Here is an 18222-nt window from a genome sequence, read left to right on the forward strand (position 1 = left end):
ATACGAAATGGGACGCTGGGCAACAAACTGAATTCGGATAATCGTATTCCACTGTCTCAGAATTCTTCTCGGAAAGCTCCGATCGAGCCTGGATGCGGAATGTACCCAATGCGACACGGGGATCCGCGGCTCAGTGCAGACCCCGTCTTGCCTTGTTCGTCGATTGCTACTGCGCTCGGCGGTAACGACGGAGGCGGAGACTGTTGGAGACAACGAAGAATGAGGAGAAGGCCATGGCAGCACCGGCAAGAAGTGGGTTCAGCAGACCCGCAGCAGCTATGGGAATGGCAGCGATGTTGTAGCCGAAAGCCCACACCATGTTGCCCTTGATGGTAGCGAGGGTGGCCTTGGCCAAACCCAACGAGTCGACAACCGCACCGAGATCATCGCGCACAACGATGATGTCTGCAGCACCGATGGCGACGTCGGTTCCTGCACCGATCGCCAATCCGAGATCGGCGGTGGCCAAGGCTGGTCCGTCGTTGATGCCATCGCCGACCATTGCCACCGTTCGCCCGGCCTCCTGAAGCGATACGACGATCTCGACCTTTCCTGCCGGCAGAACCTCCGCTATCACCTCATCGATCCCGACGGCGTCGGCGACGACCTGTGCGGCAAATGCGTTGTCCCCGGTCACCATCAGAGTCCGCAGCCCGAGAGCTCGCAATTGCGCGATCGCATCCGCAGCGGAAGCTTTGACCGTATCGGAGACGATCAGAACTGCACGCACCGTCTCGTCCACCGCGAGGTATACCGCTGTGGCCCCGATTCTTTCACTGTTGTTCTGCGCGTGACGCAGTGTGTCGGCAATGACCCAACCGCGGTTTTCGAACAACCGGCGCCGACCGATTTCGACAGAACGCCCGGCCACGAAACCTCGTGCACCCATTCCTGGCATCGCGGCGAAATCATCAACCACTGGCAGCACGTCGGCGCGCGTGCGGGCTGCGCCGACGATTGCCGCAGCAATGGCGTGTTCGGACGCGTGCTCTACCGCTCCGGCAAGGAGCAACAGCTCATCCTCGTTTTCGTCGGGCAGTGCCACGATCGACTCGAAAGTCAGAGCGCCGGTGGTGATGGTTCCGGTCTTGTCGAATACAACGGTGTCCACAGTCCGCGTGGCTTCCAGGGCCTGGTGACCTTTGATGAAGATTCCGAGTTGTGCTCCACGTCCAGAGGCAACCATCAAGGCCGTCGGCGTCGCCAATCCGAGTGCGCAGGGACACGCGATGATCAAGACGGCGAGGGCGGCGCTCACTGCCGCATCGACATCTCCGCTGGCGACGGCCCAGGCAACGAAAGTGCAAATGGCCAGGGCGAATACGACAGGGACGAACACACCCGAGATGCGGTCGGCGAGACGCTGAAGATCGGCCTTCCCCGACTGTGCAGCGTCGACGAGCCTGATCATTCCTGCGAGCGCAGTATCGGACCCGACTGCTGCAGCTTCGACAATCAGACGGCCGTCCAGGACCACGGTTCCGCCGGTCACGGCGCCTCCAGCGTACTTGTCGACGGGGAGCGATTCGCCGGTCATTGCGCTGGTGTCGACGCTGCACGCGCCGTCCACGACGAGGCCGTCGGCAGCGATGACTTCGCCGGGGCGCACGACGAACTTCTGGCCCTCTTTCAGCTCCGCGACAGGGATTCTGAGTTCTTCCCCGCTGCGCAAGAGAACCGACACGTCGCGAGCGCCCAACTGGGCCAGTGCCCGTAGGGCTCCGCCGGCCCGGCGTTTCGCTTTGGCCTCGAAATAGCGGCCTGCTAGGACGAAGACAGTAACTCCGACAGCCACCTCCAGGTAGATCGAGTCGCTCGAGACGATGGCGGCCCAGACGCCGCGTGTTTCGTCAGCTGTCGAGTCTCGGACGAACATCGAGTAGATCGACCATCCGGTCGCTGCGGTGATCCCCGATGACACCAACGTGTCCATGGTGGTCGTACGGTGCCGTAGCCCTGCAATCGCGGCTCGATGGAACGGGAGCGCTGCCCATCCGACTACCGGAAGTGCGAGACCGAGGAGGATGAACTGCCAACCGGCGATACGGGTGCTGGGGACGACTGCAAACATGATCGACAGATCTGCCAACGGAATGAACAACACGAGCGCAACCACGAGACGTCGAAAGATGCTTCGAGTATGTTCGTCGCCTGCCGAAGTATCAGTGCTGGCATGGTCGACGAATTCCTCCGCCCCAAAACCCGCGGCGTCGACTACGTCGCAGAGTTGCTGGGGCGTCATCGAGGGCGGTGCCTCGATGGTGGCCACCGCAGTCGCGTAGTTGACCGAGGCCCGGACTCCGTCGATCTTGTTGAGTTTGCGTTCGATTCGGTTGGCGCAAGCACCACAAGTCATTCCGGACACGGCAAGTGCGATTCGCGGTGTATCGGAGTCAACGGGTTCCGAAACTCGTCCATCGTCGACTACATCGCTGGGGGGTGTTGTGACTGACATGCGATCGGTTCTTTCCTCGGTATCGAAAATGCGCAATTGAAATTTGCACCCTGCGTACTAGGCCGCGGGATCGTTCGAATCACGTAAATGACCGCGTCGACGCCCATACCTTGCGCCCTCGGGAAGCTCGAAGTCGTCGGTGTCTTCCACCCGGCGATGCGGCGACGGTGAACCGTCGTCGACCTCGCTACGACGAACCATCGCGGTAACCAAGACACCGATAGCAATAATGGCGTGCGATGCAACCCGTTCGGCGGTGACAGCTCCCGAAATCGTGTCGGTGATCACGAATGCGGCCAGCAAGACGGTGAAGGTAGCGAGTACCGGCATCAGCCCAGCAGTGGTTCTCGGCCGCCAGGCTGCTACCAGGAACCCGACACCGATAGCGACGTTCCATGCTGTGCTCTCGTTGAACAGGTGGCCCGCCATCGCATCTGGGCCCATGACCATTGCCTCACCGCTGTGGTCGTGGCCGATACCGAAGATTTGGGTGGCACCGAGCGCGAGCTGGGCTATGGCAACGACGGCCAGCACTGCCCGCCATGGATGATCTGTGACGACCCACCGCACGGCACGTTGTGGGCGGCCGCGCGGTATCGGTACGCCTACCGCGGCGAGAATTTCGGACGTCAGATCCGGGGTACGGACTGCCGAACCGATCCGCAGACCGCGGGTGGCCTCCGACGCCGCTGCGTACCACGCTTGGCATTGCACACAGCTATCGAGGTGTTCGTCCGTGCGTACGGAGGGCACCGGCTCTCGCTCCCCGTCGATACGAGCCGACAGTGCTTCCCTGGCCAATGTGCAATCCACATCTACATTGTCGCGCAGGGCTGCCGTAAAGTTCCCGCTGCCCGTCCCCTACTCTGACGAACGTGAACTCGAGGGCCGACAGGGATGCGCGCACCACTGAGCTGGCTCTTGCTGCCGGCCGGGGGGACCACCGCGCTCTGGAGTCGTTCATCCGCGAAACTCAGCGCGATGTATGGCGATTCATCGCTCATTTGAGTTCTGTTGCGGCGGCGGACGATCTCACCCAAGAGACGTATCTGCGTGCGATGAAGTCGTTGCCGCGCTTTGCCGCGCAGTCCTCAGCGCGTACTTGGCTCTTGTCGATTGCCCGACGCGTGGTGGTCGACCAAGTGAGATCCGCGATGTCACGACCGCGACTTGTCGGCAGCGATGACTGGATCGCAGCAGCCGACACCGCCCATTCGGAGTCCTCGACGTCGACCAATCATTCCGAGGATCTCGTAGAGGTCCGTATGTTGCTCGCCGGACTTCCTACAGAAAGGCGCGAGGCGCTGATTCTGACGCAAGTTCTCGGCCTGTCTTACGACGAAGCGGCGCACGTTCTCGGATGCCCGATAGGCACCGTCCGATCCAGAGTCGCGCGGGCACGCGAGCAATTGGTCGCAGCCGCCCGGGCAGACGGAGAAAACACCGGGTAGCGCCCCTCTCTTCAAGGTCAGTCCGATACTCCCGTGGGGACTGTCAAAGCCCACGCGTTCATGGCATCGAGGACAGGGCTGAGTTCGTGACCGAGCGGGGTGAGTTCGTAGATCACTCTCGGCGGAATCTCGGGGTACGCCGTGCGAGTCACGAGGCCATGCGTCTCGAACTTTCGCAATCGGTTGGTCAGTGTATGCGCACTGATGCCATCGAGCGCCGTGAGGAGCTCACCGAAACGTTTAGGGCCGGTGAGTAATTCGCGGACTACCAGCGTAGCCCATGGGCCGTCCAGTAGCGTGAGGAAGCGGGTGATACCGCAGGTTTCCGCAGTGCAGTCCTCGAACTTGATAGGTCGCATAGTGCACCACTCTACTGTTGGTGCACTTGATGTAACCGATGCATCATATGCATTAATGGGGACATGACCTACATAGTGCATGGCGCTTCCGGTGCCCAAGGCTCACCCGTACTGTCCGCCCTGGCCGCCGCCGGCCACCACGCCACCGCCGCAGTGCGCAACACGTCGGCGATCGGGGGCTCCTCAGTAGCAGTGGACTACACCTCCGTCGACTCTCTTGTGAACGCCTACACCGGGACCGATGGCATCTTCGTACACATCCCCATCGGCCCAGTCGAGGATCAAATGGCGTTCGCACACGCGATCGCCGATGCCGTGCGCCGCGCTCGGCCGGAGCGTGTGGTGTTCTCTACCAGTGGGGCCACCATCGATGAATCGGCCTCTCCGTCTTCGGCAGCCGAAATCTTTGCACACCAGCTGGCCGAGAGCGGAGTTTCGTATGCCGTGATCGAGCCAAGACTCTTTCTCGAAAACTTGCTACTACCGGTCTCGCTGGGGCCGGTGCGTGAGGACGGCCGACTGATGTACCCGATCCGCGACGACTACGCCGCGTCTTGGAGTTCTCATCTCGATATCGCTGATGTGGCGGTTCGCCTCCTGTCGGATCACTCAGTCTCGGGCATCGTGTCGGTCGGCGCGCTACCAGGTCTAGTGGGTGACGATCTGGCAAAGGGGTTCGCCGCATACTTTGCTCGCCCGGTGGGCTTCGACGCCATCACCCCCGATCACTACGGCGACATGATCACTCCGCTTTTCGGCGAAGGCGCAGCAGGCCCGGTCATCGAGTCCTACCGTCACCGCGCGGCCCAGCCCGACGAGGTTATATCGCACGACAGGTCCGCCCAGAAACTGCTCGGTATCAGTCCACGCAGTGTGCAGCAATGGTTGTCTGACCTCGGGGTATGAGCAGTCGCGGGCAGCACAGAATGGCGCTGGGGAGCGCAGCTGACAAGGAGTCGGTAGCCACCGGGAACTCGACCGTCACTCGCGACGACCTGTGACGAAGAACCGAGTACCGAACATCCGAACTCGAAGTCATCCGTCGATCGCCGCAGCGGGCGTGTGAGTTCAGTCGGTCACCGCTGCGATACCTCTCCGCCGAAGAATTGGAGCACTCCCCTATGCCCTCATGGTCGCTTCGAGTCGATGGTCTGCACTGTCGAAGTTGTGTCGACACCGTCATCGACGAGATTTCCGAGATCCCCGAGGTCCGTTCGGTCACTGTGGAGCTCAAATCCGGAGAATCCTCCGTTGTTTTAGTGGACGCAACCGAACACATCGCAGACGCAGTGGTACAAGCAGCGTTGCACGAGGGAGGCACATTCGACATCGTCGGCGGTCCGCCGGCATAAAGAATCACTCACAAGAATGAGCCATGTCACGGAACTTTTTGACCGGCCGACCCGACTACCTGGATGCATATAGAACAGGTCGCCCGATGAAAGAAGTTTGCTTTGCGCTCATACAATCGCTCACTCGGATGGACCGCACTCGCGGCCGTCGTATCCCTGGTCGGAATCAGTTGCGGCTCAACGAATACCACGGCGACCGAGACCGCCACAGGCGCTCCCGCCGCAGCCGAGGGGACGGTGACGTACCCGTTGACCATTGACAACTGCGGTTACGAGCAAACTTTCACCGAACCTCCGAAGCGAGTGTTGCTGATGCAGGGTGCATCCGTCGGGGAGGTGGAGACACTGATTCATCTGGGTCTGGAAGATTCGGTGCTGGCCAACACTCAGCATTACGGCGTTTCCGATACCCCGGGAATGGTCGAGAAAGTCGATGCGCTTCCCACCGGAGACATCGAACTGAACGCAATGCTCGACGTTCCTGCCGAACAAGCGTTGGCGGCTAAGCCGGACCTGATCATCTCCACCTACTCCGGCGGTTTCGACAGCAAGTTCGGCTTCGCATCACGCGAGACGCTCGCCGACGCCGGAATCAATTCCATCGTCAACCCGGTCAACTGTGGTTATGCGAAGCCCGACAACGTTACGCCCGAAGAAGAAGAAGCGTATAGAAACGGCTCCGTCGAGTCCTCGCTCGAATTCATCGAACTGATCGGACAGATCTTCGACGTCGAGGAGCGCGCCGCGACCGTCAGCAGTGAACTGCGCGAGCGCATCGACGCAGTCCGGTCCGCTGTGGCCGACGAACCGAAGAAGAACATGCTCATCGCATTCCCGGATATGGCGATGATGAACGCCAACGGCCTTCCCGCGGTGTTCTCCGGCAACATCTACGACTCGGTCGTCGAATCCGCCGGCGGAGAACCGGTGTTCCGGGACGGAGGCTGGGGATTGACCTCCAGCCTGAGCGCCGAACAACTCGCCGCGGCCGACGTCGACACACTCGTTATCGGTGCCTACAAACCCAACGAGGATCTCGATGCAGAGGCCGCGAAGCTCTTCGCTGCATATCCACAATGGACAGCGGCGCAGAACAATTCCTACGTCAAGGTATCCGACGGCATCTACCTCGGACCGGCCAACGCCGATGCGATAGAAAAAATCGCCAAGGTTGCCCACCCTGACGCGTTTCAGGAGTGACGTCGGCTCTGCAACACACGCTACGAAATCGGCCGCTGACGTTGGTGCTGGCGCTATGTGTGGCCTTGTTGCTGTCAGCGGCCATTTCGGCAATTTGCATCGGATCCATACCGGTCCCACCCGCCCAGGTCTGGTCCGTAGTTCGATACAAGCTTCTGCACGTCGGACCGGTGCCCGATCCGTTGTACGAAATGATCGTGTGGAACCTTCGAGTACCACGAATCGCCTACGCGGCCTTGGTCGGCGCAGCACTGTCGCTTGCTGGTGCGGTGCTGCAAGGATTGGTGCGAAATCCCCTCGCTGATCCGTTCGTGATCGGCGTCTCGTCCGGCGCATCACTCGCCGCAGTGGCCGTGATGTCCTCCGGTACGTCATTGGCCTTGCGCTCACTCGGCGTGCCCGTGGCAGCGTTCATCGGGGCCATCGCGACACTGGTCATCGTCCTGTTCTTCGCGCAACGGGGTGGGCGTTTCACCGGGGGCAGGATTGTGCTGGCAGGTGTTGCAGTGGGGCAAGTGGCAATGGCGGGAACCACCCTCGTGCAACTACATTCGGAGCCCGCCGAAATCCGCGGCATGCTGTTCTGGATCATGGGTAGTGTCGCTGGAGCCCAGTTCGGAAATCTGATGCTACCGACCGCCGCCATCCTGCTGTCTGCGCTCTGGCTCGTCTTTCAGGGTCGAAACCTCAATGCGTTGGCAATGGGCGACGACGACGCAATCGCATTGGGAGTCAACGTCGATCGGTTGCGACTGCTCTTGATCGTAGTTGTCGCGCTGTTGACCGGAGTATCGGTGAGCATGGCCGGTGGTGTCGGCTTCGTGGGTCTGATGATTCCGCATATTGCGCGATTCGTCATTGGTGCCGACTACCGAAGGTTGCTGCCGGTAGCGGCCATTTCCGGTGCAGCGTTCCTCGTACTGATCGACCTTGCCGCAAGGGCCATAGATCCGCCGAACGAGTATCCACTGACGATCTTCACTGCGGCGTTGGGTGGCCCGTTCTTTCTGTGGTTGCTCAAACAAAGCAAAACGGAGGCTTGAACTTGAGAGTCATCGTGTCTGCCGTCGATATCGACATCGACGCGCACAAAATCCTGGACTCCATCTCGTTCGAGGCCCAGTCGAACCGAACGACGGCCCTGATCGGTCCGAACGGGTCTGGAAAGTCGACTCTGCTTCGCGCCGTCTACCGAGCAGCGAAGCCGACCATGGGGACCGTACTGATCGGTGACAGTGATATCTGGCAGACACCGGCGAAGGCCGTCGCCAGACAGCGCGCAGTGGTCACACAACATCAAGGTGCAGGCACGGACTTCACCGTCCGCGAGATCGTCGCGATGGGCCGCTCGCCCCACAAGGGATACTTCGAGACGGACAACGACACCGACCGCCGGCTCATCGACAATGCGATGTCGATCGTTCACGTCTGTGAGTTCGCTCAGCGACCCTTCTCCACACTCTCCGGAGGCGAGCGCCAGCGCGTACTACTCGCCCGGGCGCTCGCCCAACAAGCACCCGTCATCATCCTGGACGAACCCACCAACCACCTCGACGTCCGAGCTCAATTCGAGCTGCTGGACTTACTGGAGAACCTCGAAACGACTGTTCTGTTGGCTATGCACGACCTCGACCATGCACTTGCACATGCAGATACGATCGCCGTCCTCGATCGCGGAAGAATCGTTGCTGTCGGGGAGCCACGCGCGACCCTCACACCAGCGCTGTTGCTGGAGGTATTCGGTGTCGATGCCCTCGTCATCGACCATCCGATTACCGGACGTCCCCATGTCGCGATGGCTCTGCCGCACAGCAGTCGCCACACCTGATCGATCGCGCGCACGCCCCTCGATCACCTGTGATCGATCCGTACCCGATTCTGCGGAACTAACCAGCCGAAGTGCCCGACTACTCCGGTAACTGCTCTTCCACGTCGTGCGTTTGCCGCAGAGGCCGCTCAATTCTTGTTCCGTTCACCGAAAGCCCGAGGTTCCCATGCTCGTCTCGCCACAGCCGAACGTGACGCGAGGGGTCCAAGTACACGGATTCCACCCCAGCACGGCTACCGAGTCTGAGGTGTCGACGATCCTCGAGCACATCTATCGGGACAAAATTGTGCTCCTGAAAGAGCAGGAGCTCGACCACGACGAATTCGTCGCTCTCGGTGCGTTGCTCGGAAGCCCTGCTGTGTATTACGAGTCCATGTATCACCTACCTGGTCATCCGAAGATCTTTGTCTCGTCGAATCAACCATCGGGTGGCAGCCGAATCGGGGTTCCGAAGACCGGAAAGTTCTGGCATTCCGACTACCAATTCATGCCGGATCCGTTCGCGATCACCCTGATCTATCCGCAAATACTGCCCGAACGAAACCGCGGCACATATTTCATCGACATGGGAGAAGCCTTCCAGGATCTGGATCCTCGGATCAAAGACGTTGTTGTTCTGTCTAATTCGTGGCACAGCTCACGCAGATATGTCAAGATCCGGCCGTCGGACGTGTATCGCCCGCTGGGCGAGATCGTCGCGGAAGTCGAAGCGAATACACCACCGCAGATGCGGCCGACCGTGATCGAGCACCCGGTAACCGGGGAAGCAGTGCTCTACATCAGCGAGGCTTTCACCTACGCGATCGAAGACCGTGACGGAGACGCTCTCCCCGCCGAACTGCTCACCGAGCTTTTCCGGACATCAGGCCAACTCGATTCGACGTTCACCCACCCAAGTATCTTCCTGCAGACCTACGAACCGGGGGATATTCTTTTGTGGGACAACCGATCTCTGGTACATCGAGCACTTCACACCTCCTCGAACGAACCGGTCGAGTCTCATCGAATAACGGTGCACGACGGGCATCCGCTCAACTGGGTCCGGCACGCGGGTGTTGATCGCGGAGAGGCGGCAGTGAAATGACATCCACAACTGGCGCGGCGGCCGATACAGCGAACCACTCCGCCGCTCTTCTCGAGCGCGCCATGCGCCCGTACGCAGGTAAAGGATGTATCTATCTCGAGCGAGCATCGGTCGACGTGCACGACGGCCTCGCAGTGGGGTCCGGACAATTCTCGATTGCGGAGTCTTGTTACATCGACGACACCGGCCACTTCAATGCCGTCGAGTTCAACATTTCTTACAACCAGCTCTTCTACTACACGCTGGCCGCGTGCATTCAGGACAACGTCCTCCCCCAGTTCTCGGGGTGGACACTCGAGGACTACTGGCCCCGCCAGCTGCCCAACATACTCATCCACCGCATGAGCACTAACTATTCGCGGCCCATCGACCCGCGATCGTATCGAGCCGAGATGACGATTACCGACATCGGATTCCGTCACCGTTCCCGCGCTGTAGTGACCGTCGAAACGCACATCGAGTTCAGTGACGACAAAGGCGGCCGGGCGACAGGAGATGTCTCCGTGGCTATCATCGACCCACCGGCTGGTCACCAAGCATGAACAGGATCTCTACGCCCGACACGCTGCATGTCGGACTTACATCTTGGGCACAGCGCTACCCAGATCGAGTGTCGCTGACCTGCGAGGACGAATCGGTCACCTACGAAGAACTCCTCGGACGAAGTCTGCGAGTCGCAGGCGCCCTCGACGAGCTCGGTGTCGGCCCGCACGACCGAGTTGCGTACCTCGGCCGTGACAGCATCGCCTTCTACGAAATTCTTTACGCGTGCGCGCACGTGGGGGCCGTGCTGGTTCCGGTGAATTGTCGACTTGCCGCAGTCGAAGTGGATTTCGTGGTGAAAGATTCCGGCGCGCGAGTGCTGTTCACCGATCAGCCCACCGCGGATCACGCGGCCACCGTTCTGCACTCGATCGACACGAGCGGGGCACCGTTTGCACAATGGCGCGATGCGCAGCGACCGTTCCTACCGGCCGGTGCCGTATGGACACGCGATGATCCCGTCGTCCAGATTTATACCAGCGGAACCACAGGCCACCCCAAGGGTGTCGTTCTGGCACACCGAACATTCTTTGCCGTCCGCGAACTCCTCGACGCCGCCGGCCTGGACTGGATCGACTGGAAACACAACGATATCAATCTCATAGCGTTGCCTTCGTTCCACATCGGCGGACTCTGGTGGGCCACACAGGGACTGAATGCCGGCGTCGTCAACGTGATAATTCCGTCGTTCTCCGCCGCAGCTGCGCTTGCCGCGATCCGCAGCAGACACATCACAACCACCTGCCTGGTACCCGCAATGATGCATATGATCATTTCCGAAATCAGTTGCAGTAAAACTGATTTCCGCTCTCTACGTAAAGTCGTATACGGCGGATCACCGATCGGGCGAGCGCTGCTCACACGCGCGCAGACGATGTTCGACTGCCACTTTGCACAGATCTACGGACTCACCGAGACCGGCAACACCGCACTGTGCTTGCCACCCGCCGAGCACGGTGTCTCGATGACCCGAATCGAGGCTGCAGGCCGCCCCTACCCCGGCATCGAGATTGCAATCGTCGATTCCGACGGCTTGCCGGCCCCGGAGGGAGACATCGGCGAAATCCTGGTCAGCAGCCCGGCCCGGATGATCGAGTACTTCGATCGCCCAGACGCTACCGCCGACACGCTGGTCGATGGATGGATTCGAACCGGGGACGCCGGATACATCGATTCCGAGGGGTTCCTGTTCATCCGTGATCGAGTCAAGGACATCGTGATCGTCGCCGGAGAAAACGTGTACCCAGCGGAAATCGAACGCGCGTTGACCGAACACGATCACGTGCGCGATGCCGCAGTGATCGGCATCCCCGACGATCGCTGGGGTGAATCGGTGCTCGCTTTCGTTCAGCGCGAACCGAAATCGCGCCTGTCCATCCGAGAGGTAGCCAACCATCTGAACGGCCGGATAGCTCCGTACAAGATGCCCGCCCGGTACGAGTTCATCGAGTCCATTCCGCGCAATGCCAGCGGAAAGATACTCCGGCGCTCTCTACGGGAGCGGTACTGGACCGAGAACGAACGTCAAGTGAACTGACCGATCTGCTGGAGAGCACCCCGAATTCTCGCTACAGGCCCGAACCGCAACTCAGAACGAGGCGACAATCGATCGATGGAAACCCCGCCATGTCGAGCCGACGTGAACGCAGCAATAGCCGACGTATTATTCGTCGACCCGAACGAGCTGACGTCATCGACCGACCTCGCTGACCTCGGTCTCGAGTCGATACGTCTGCACTCGCTGATCGAGCACTTTCGATCTGCGGGAGCAGACGTCACATTCGCCGAGCTGGCCGAGGATCTGCACTTGGCGCATTGGTATCGGGTCTTGACCGACGAGAGTTCGTGATATGCGACTGGAACTGACCGGTGCACAACGGGGCATCCTGAAGGCTCAACAGCTCGATCCACAGAACCCGGCGTTCAACATCGCCGAGTACGTCGATTTTCTCGGGGCACTGAACGTCGATCGCTTCGTCGAAGCTCTGCGCACGATGATCGCGGAAACCGACGCGACGCGACTGACTGTAGTTACCGACAAGAAACGCTCATACCAACGAGTAGGGAACCGCGCAGACGTACCGGTGGAAGTAGTCGACCTCACCGATCGTTCTGATCCGGAACATGACGCGTTGGAAATCATGCAGGGCGACGTCTCGGCTCCCCTGAACCCAGCGGTGGACACACTGTGCCGGCACATCGTGTTCCGCATCGGATCCGCTCGCTTCTTCTGGTATCACCGCGCGCATCACTTCGCACTCGACGGATACTCGTTCGCGCTGATCGGCGCTCGCGTGTCGGTGTTGTACCGTGCAGCTTCGGCTGGGCGTATAGCACCTGGCGCGTCCACCCGATCACTGGCCGATGTGATAGCCGAGGACCAGAGCTACGTCCATAGCGCACAGCGGCTCACCGACCGTGCCTACTGGACATCACTACTCTCGGGCTCCTTCGCGCCGACGTTATCGGTCCGAAACGGCATGCCGTCGAACACGTTTCGCCGCTCTGTCATCGATTTTCCCGAAGAGCAGTTCGTCGCATTGGCTCGAGCGTCCCACCTTGCGCGAGTCGTATGGTCGGATCTACTGCTGGGAGTTGTCGCCGCGATGACTGCTTGCGAGACCGGCGTCGCAGACGTCTCACTGGGGGTCCCAATCAGTAATCGATTGGGTTCGTGCGCAGCCGAGACCCCGTGCATGATCCTCGGTGCCATCGCCGTGCCCGTGCGAGTCGAACCCGCCCACTCCGTAGCTGCGATCGCGCGCACGGTCTTCGAACAACTACGCCAGTCGCGCAAACATGCACGCTATCGGTACGAGGACCTCAGAGCAGAAACTCAGACTCTCGGCGGCGACCGCCGACTATTCGGTCCGGTCGTGAACATAATGGCCTTCGACTACGACCTGAACCTTCCGGGCATCAGTGCGACAGCCCACAACCTGACGCCAGGACCCGTCGAGGACATCACGATCGACATCTACCGCCGCTCTACCGGGAGCGGTTTGACAGTATGCATCGACGTTAACCCCCGGCGCTACGACGACGTCCACCTTGCCCGGATCCACCAACTCCTGACCACCATGATCAGCGCCGCAATCGCAGATCCACACTCACGAACGGACGATCTGAGCCGCATAATCGTACCTGTTGGTCCAGTGCCGTCAGACACCGAAGTTGCCGATGTGATGGAGTCGATCGCGGACCTGGTCATGGAAAACCCGGCTGCGCCAGCACTGGCAGGCACCACCGGATCGACATCCTTCAACCTCACCAGGCGTCAGTTGATGCAAGCAGCTAACACCGTCGCCGATGCAGTTCGCACTACGGCACCGACCTCGAAACTGATTGTGTTCTATCCGATGGGAAATGGGCGCGACATTGTGGTGATGCTCGCGGCGCTTCTGCTCGGCACGCCCTATATGGCGCTCGACGCGAATGCTGCAGACTTCGCTCGTCGAATGGCCACCGTCAGGCACCTCCACCCAGCGGCTGTGTACGACAGCTCGACACGGGCAGCCACCACCAACACCGTCGCTGACGCAACGCCCGTGCAATACCCCGCAGAACAACCGGATTCGGAAGATCGAGTCCTGTCGCACGCTTCCACCGGTGATGCGTACACAATCTTTACCTCAGGGTCGACTGGAACCCCAAAGGCCATCGCCGTCTCGAGGCGCAATCTGAACGCCTTCATTGCCGGAGTCTCCGCACATTACTGTATCGACCACCTCGACCGAGTGCTGCAGTTCGCGCCGTTGCATGCAGATACCAGCGTCGAGGAAGTGTTCCTCACGCTGACCGCAGGTGCAACGCTGGTTGTGGCCAGCAATGACGACAAGCGATCGTTGGGCTCGCTGATAACACTGGTACGTAACGAACGCATCACTGTCCTCGATCTGCCCACTGCCCTGTGGCATGAACTCGTGGTCGGCCTCGAGCGACAAGCCCTGGATCTACCCGAATCGGTTCGGATGGTAATCATAGGCGGCGAGGCGGCATCTGCTACACATATTGCGCGGTGGCACGAATTGGCCGCTGACCGGCACTGGACAGTTCGATTGATTAACACCTATGGGCCGAGCGAGGCGACAGTAGTAGCCACGACCGCTGAACTTCGGCCCCAGGACAACCCAAACGACGGTGTCCCGATCGGGGGTCCTATCTCGACAGTCGGTGCATTTCTTCTCGTCGACAACGTCACGCCGGACGACGGCTCTCGTCGGATCGGCGAGTTGTGCCTGTACGGCCCTACCGTCGCACGGGCATACACCGCAACGGACAGTGAGAACGGAAACAACTTCGGCACAGTGGTTCTCGGCCGCGGCACCGGCGATGAACGCTCGGTCCATGCATACCGGACCGGAGATTTGGTCAGCGCCTCGGACGACGGACTGCTGAGGTTCATCGGACGGACCGACGACCAAGTGAAGATCAGTGGTCACAGGGTCGAGCCCACTGGAATCGACAAGGCGATCGCCACTCTTCCCGGCGTCGCGAATTCGGCAACCGTGATCGCACGTCGCGGTGGCATCATGCCGACCATTCACAGCTTCGTTGTAGCCTCGGATTGCGTACTGAACTCCGCGGACATCGGGATTGGGCTCAACGGGCTTCTACCCACAAGCTCCAGGCCGAATTCGATTACGATAGTAGACAGCCTGCCACTCACCGGGAACGGAAAACTGAATCGCGCAGCGCTCGTGGCGATGGTCGACCGCACACCGACCGAACTCCCGTCGACTTCGGCCACACACGACACCGAAGCCGCGATCGTCGCTGTGTGGGCCGAGGTGACCGGCACCGCCGAGATCACAGCCGATTCCGACTTCTTTCTTCTTGGCGGGCACTCGATGCACACCATTGCCGCTGCCAACCGACTCAGTGGTGCGCTAGGTCTCGATGTTCGACCCGAATTGATTTTCACAAACCCGACCGCCCGAGGGCTTGCCCGCGAACTCGACACCCTGATGCCGTCGGGGACCTCGTCCAGGCGACAGCGAACAGCGATGATGGACGATTTCCGAACTTTGACGCGCATCAAGTCGTGGTCCAAGGTGCACCGACTCCACGCCAGAGGCCTTGGTCGACACGTACTGCTGACTGGCGCGACCGGATTCGTAGGAATCCACGTACTCCGAGAACTACTGGCGCACCCGGACGTGACAGTCACGGTCCTAATCCGAGGGTTAGGAGGGGAAAATCCACGAGATTCGCAGCGCAACCGCATTCTCCGGCAGTGCGAACCGCTGTCCGCGAACGAGATTCGACGATTGATGCAAGATGTGCACATCATTCCTGGCGACCTCGCAGCCCCTCGTTTGGCATTGAGTGACGAACAATGGGGTGCGTTGGCCGAAAACATCACCGACGTGATCAATTGCGCTGCAGTGGTAAGCCCGCTACGGCCCTATACGAGTGTTCGACCGGTCAATACTGTTGCAGTGTCAGAACTGCTCGCACTGTGCCGTGACAGCGGCGGGGCCACATTTCATCAGCTATCTACCGTAGGGGTCGCGTCCGACCAGCCAGTTCACGAGTTCATCGAAACCAAGAACCTGCCGGGATATTTGGCCAGCAAGGCCATCGCGGAGGAAATCGTCCGCGCAGCGGAACTCGCTGGTTTGCCGGTCTCGATTATCCGGCTTGGGCGAGTGATCGGTTCGCGAAGAACTGATGCCGTCAATGCCGAGGACACCTTGTGGACCGTCCTGCGGGCATGTGCGGCCATCGGCTCCTATCCTGTGGTCGACGTCGCCGAACCGCTCAGTTGCGTCGACGACGTTGCGGCGGCAATCGTGGCTCAGGTGAAGGACTCATCCGTTGACGTGGGTATCGTCCGCACTCTGGGACCACCGAGTGCTACGCCCTTCGTGGATATCGTTCGCGCGGTCGGGTTGATCGATCGATCCCATCACGGCGTGGAGATTGAGCAATGGCGGGCGCTCGTTGCAGCGTCCGATCACATTGCGAGCGAACATAAGCAGCTGATCTCAGTTTGGTGCTCGGTGGTAAGAACTGCTCGCATCGTTCCTAAAAGCGACATACCTATCACAAAGGACATCGACGGATACTGCTACCTGTTACCAGTGGTATCGGACACAGAAATACAACGACTTGCCGATCGCGATCGCCAGTTTCGCACCCGAACCTGAAGCACCAATCCTTCTTGGTTGATAAACGGAACTGCGCCGGCGAGTCCAGAGACTTCGAATTGAGTGAGATCGATCGGCTGCTTGGAGGTGAAGAACTCGGATTGAGTGGATTTGTTCCATCCGCACCGGCGACATGTTGCCGGGGGGTCGTGGCTGGATCGCGGAGGTAGTCCGCGGTGGCACTTGATTGGCGGGCAGTCGCGTCACTGCCTGAGTGGTCTATTCAGCTCGGTTTCGCAAAGGCCGCCGACGCACTCTGGGAGGGAGTCGGCTTTGGCGTCCCCGACGGTCCCGATGGACGCATCGGTAATCCATTTCGTCGAGACGTCCAGCGAAGCTATTGACGATACTGTCTTCCCCAGTCTTTGTGATGAGTGAGCCCGCCAGATTAGTCACGCCTCCGCTGCGCGGAACTCGGATCGCTCGGTTGATCGCGTCGAGAACTACGGTGCTGTCATGGGGTTCGGGACGTTGCACCCTAAGAGAGGTTGGCCGTCGATGACAAACGCGGCGTACACTCAACCCGCCATCGTGCGGACATAAGAAGTCGGCAACCACAGCACTTTCGATGCCGACGGCTCGAAGTGTAGTGCACCAGATCTTGCGCGCGGGCGGCTTTGGGCCCGACACTGTTCCGAGTGGCTACGGCCGCACGGTCCTGGAGCCTGCCCGAAGCGCTCGACGTTGCAACTTTGCTTCCGCTGCGCAATGCTATCCGCGCCTTTGCTTTGTAGACGGGGGTCGCGATCGAGGACTTAGAAGACGAAGGCAACCCGTCTCCCCCGCGGCATACGTGACCGCCAAACGGTTCCTGGTTGTGGAGCAGTCGGATGACTCAGGGGCGGCCGACGGCGTCGAACCCGGCAACGCCTTGCGCCTGTCCGACGTAGGCGCAGGGTGGGCAGGTCTCATGGAAGTCTGCGTACAACAGAGCCTTCACTGCTCCCCTGGTCGGTCTTCGATTTTCGTAACTCTATGTGGAGTCCGTCGTGTCGGTGCACGGCAACGTGCCCGCAGACGAGCTCCGAAGTTCGCTGCGGCGAAACGCGCCCGCGAACCCCGGTAGCAGAATGACGGAGTCGCGGCGGCCGAGCACCTCGTCGGACCAACCGCGGCACCGCGCACGGCCCTCTCGATCAGGTTCTTGACGTCGTCGACCAGCAAGGGGTCGAGGGGTGTGCGGGGTCGGTCCCACGCGGCGGATCCCGGAGAGGTGGCGGACACCAGCCAGCTTGTGTGCGGACCGCGAGGGGTGCCCGGTGGTGCGGTGGTGGTGGTTGATGGCCGCGATCCAGGTGGCGACGGCGTAGGCCCGGTCCCCCGTCTGGGTTCGTGTGTCGGCGGCGTCGACGAGACACGCGGCGACAGTGACCGGGTGCGTCGCCAGTGCGACATGACCCTCCAGTACGCACCCACCCTGGGAAACGCCGCATCCCTGCGGAATAGGTGCGCCGAGTCCCCTCGGAACGAGACGACTCGACTGCTTTGGCGATTCGTTCGCCACGGCTTGCGGGATCTCGAGCGTGGACGCAAGCCCTGCGGCCCGCCGATATGCTCACCGCAGGTGTTCGGACTGTTCGGAAGTCCATTTGGGTAGCTAACGCAGGTCGTCGACACGATTGCGGCGCAAACTGAGTTGAAGAGGTGTTTTGCCGCCGATGGTGCGAGAAACGCAATTCACGAGGTTGACATCGGCCACTGCCAGGTCGACTGAACCACCCCGCAAGAGGGTTGAGATCGCTCGGTGCGAACGCGCGTGACCGATCGCCGTCAGGACTCGAACCGTTCACACACGAGT

Annotated in this window: 14 protein-coding genes; 11 read left to right on the plus strand and 3 right to left on the minus strand. The window is 60.6% G+C overall.

Going from position 1 to position 18222, the window contains the following annotated elements; translation table 11 throughout:
- Window positions 1–166 precede the first annotated feature (166 nt).
- Complete coding sequence (locus CH275_RS01635) at window positions 167–2356, minus strand: heavy metal translocating P-type ATPase (protein WP_230598160.1); 2190 nt, start codon at window positions 2354–2356, stop codon at window positions 167–169.
- Between the two features lie 156 nt (window positions 2357–2512).
- Window positions 2513–3268: a zf-HC2 domain-containing protein gene (locus CH275_RS01640; RefSeq protein WP_179275915.1), complete on the minus strand. Its 756-nt coding sequence runs from the start codon at window positions 3266–3268 to the stop codon at window positions 2513–2515.
- A 62-nt stretch (window positions 3269–3330) separates the two neighbouring features.
- Here CH275_RS01640 and CH275_RS01645 point away from each other — a divergent pair, with 62 nt between their 5' ends.
- Window positions 3331–3906, plus strand: a complete 576-nt coding sequence (locus CH275_RS01645) for a sigma-70 family RNA polymerase sigma factor (protein ID WP_032389148.1) — start codon at window positions 3331–3333, stop codon at window positions 3904–3906.
- 17 nt (window positions 3907–3923) lie between these two features.
- Here the strand turns inward: CH275_RS01645 and CH275_RS01650 are convergent, their stop codons facing one another.
- Window positions 3924–4265 (minus strand): winged helix-turn-helix transcriptional regulator, encoded by a 342-nt coding sequence (locus tag CH275_RS01650; protein ID WP_094643454.1) that lies wholly within the window; start codon window positions 4263–4265, stop codon window positions 3924–3926.
- Between the two features lie 63 nt (window positions 4266–4328).
- Between CH275_RS01650 and CH275_RS01655 the strand changes: the two genes are divergently transcribed.
- The 10 genes from CH275_RS01655 (at window position 4329) to CH275_RS01700 (ending at window position 16424) form a co-directional block, all read left to right on the plus strand.
- A complete protein-coding gene (locus tag CH275_RS01655) occupies window positions 4329–5171 on the plus strand; it encodes an NmrA family NAD(P)-binding protein (RefSeq protein WP_094674535.1) in 843 nt (280 codons plus the stop codon).
- A 215-nt stretch (window positions 5172–5386) separates the two neighbouring features.
- A complete protein-coding gene (locus CH275_RS30325) occupies window positions 5387–5617 on the plus strand; it encodes a heavy-metal-associated domain-containing protein (protein ID WP_032389146.1) in 231 nt (76 codons plus the stop codon).
- A gap of 102 nt (window positions 5618–5719) precedes the next feature.
- Complete coding sequence (locus tag CH275_RS01665) at window positions 5720–6817, plus strand: ABC transporter substrate-binding protein (RefSeq protein WP_218828740.1); 1098 nt, start codon at window positions 5720–5722, stop codon at window positions 6815–6817.
- Window positions 6814–7860, plus strand: coding sequence for a FecCD family ABC transporter permease (locus CH275_RS01670; RefSeq protein ID WP_218828741.1), 1047 nt, complete (start codon window positions 6814–6816; stop codon window positions 7858–7860). Before CH275_RS01665 ends, CH275_RS01670 begins: the two co-directional genes overlap by 4 nt.
- Before the next feature lie 2 nt (window positions 7861–7862).
- The gene (locus CH275_RS01675) at window positions 7863–8645 is read left to right on the plus strand and encodes an ABC transporter ATP-binding protein (protein WP_094674537.1); all 783 of its coding nucleotides are present in this window, start codon (window positions 7863–7865) and stop codon (window positions 8643–8645) included.
- Between the two features lie 166 nt (window positions 8646–8811).
- Entirely contained in the window at window positions 8812–9729 is a 918-nt protein-coding gene (scoE, locus tag CH275_RS01680; protein WP_094674539.1) for a (3R)-3-[(carboxymethyl)amino]fatty acid oxygenase/decarboxylase, read from the plus strand.
- Window positions 9726–10271 (plus strand): FcoT family thioesterase, encoded by a 546-nt coding sequence (locus tag CH275_RS01685; protein ID WP_052066535.1) that lies wholly within the window; start codon window positions 9726–9728, stop codon window positions 10269–10271. Before scoE ends, CH275_RS01685 begins: the two co-directional genes overlap by 4 nt.
- Window positions 10268–11809: a long-chain-fatty-acid--CoA ligase gene (locus CH275_RS01690; protein WP_032389142.1), complete on the plus strand. Its 1542-nt coding sequence runs from the start codon at window positions 10268–10270 to the stop codon at window positions 11807–11809. Before CH275_RS01685 ends, CH275_RS01690 begins: the two co-directional genes overlap by 4 nt.
- 102 nt (window positions 11810–11911) lie before the next feature.
- Window positions 11912–12121 carry a phosphopantetheine-binding protein gene (locus CH275_RS01695; RefSeq protein WP_218828742.1) on the plus strand — a complete coding sequence of 70 codons (210 nt, stop codon included), beginning with the start codon at window positions 11912–11914 and terminating at the stop codon, window positions 12119–12121.
- Between the two features lies 1 nt (window position 12122).
- Window positions 12123–16424 carry a condensation domain-containing protein gene (locus CH275_RS01700; RefSeq protein ID WP_094674541.1) on the plus strand — a complete coding sequence of 1434 codons (4302 nt, stop codon included), beginning with the start codon at window positions 12123–12125 and terminating at the stop codon, window positions 16422–16424.
- Window positions 16425–18222: the final 1798 nt, after the last annotated feature.

This window comes from Rhodococcus sp. 06-235-1A (genome assembly GCF_002258785.1).
Classification (GTDB): Bacteria; Actinomycetota; Actinomycetes; order Mycobacteriales; family Mycobacteriaceae; genus Rhodococcoides.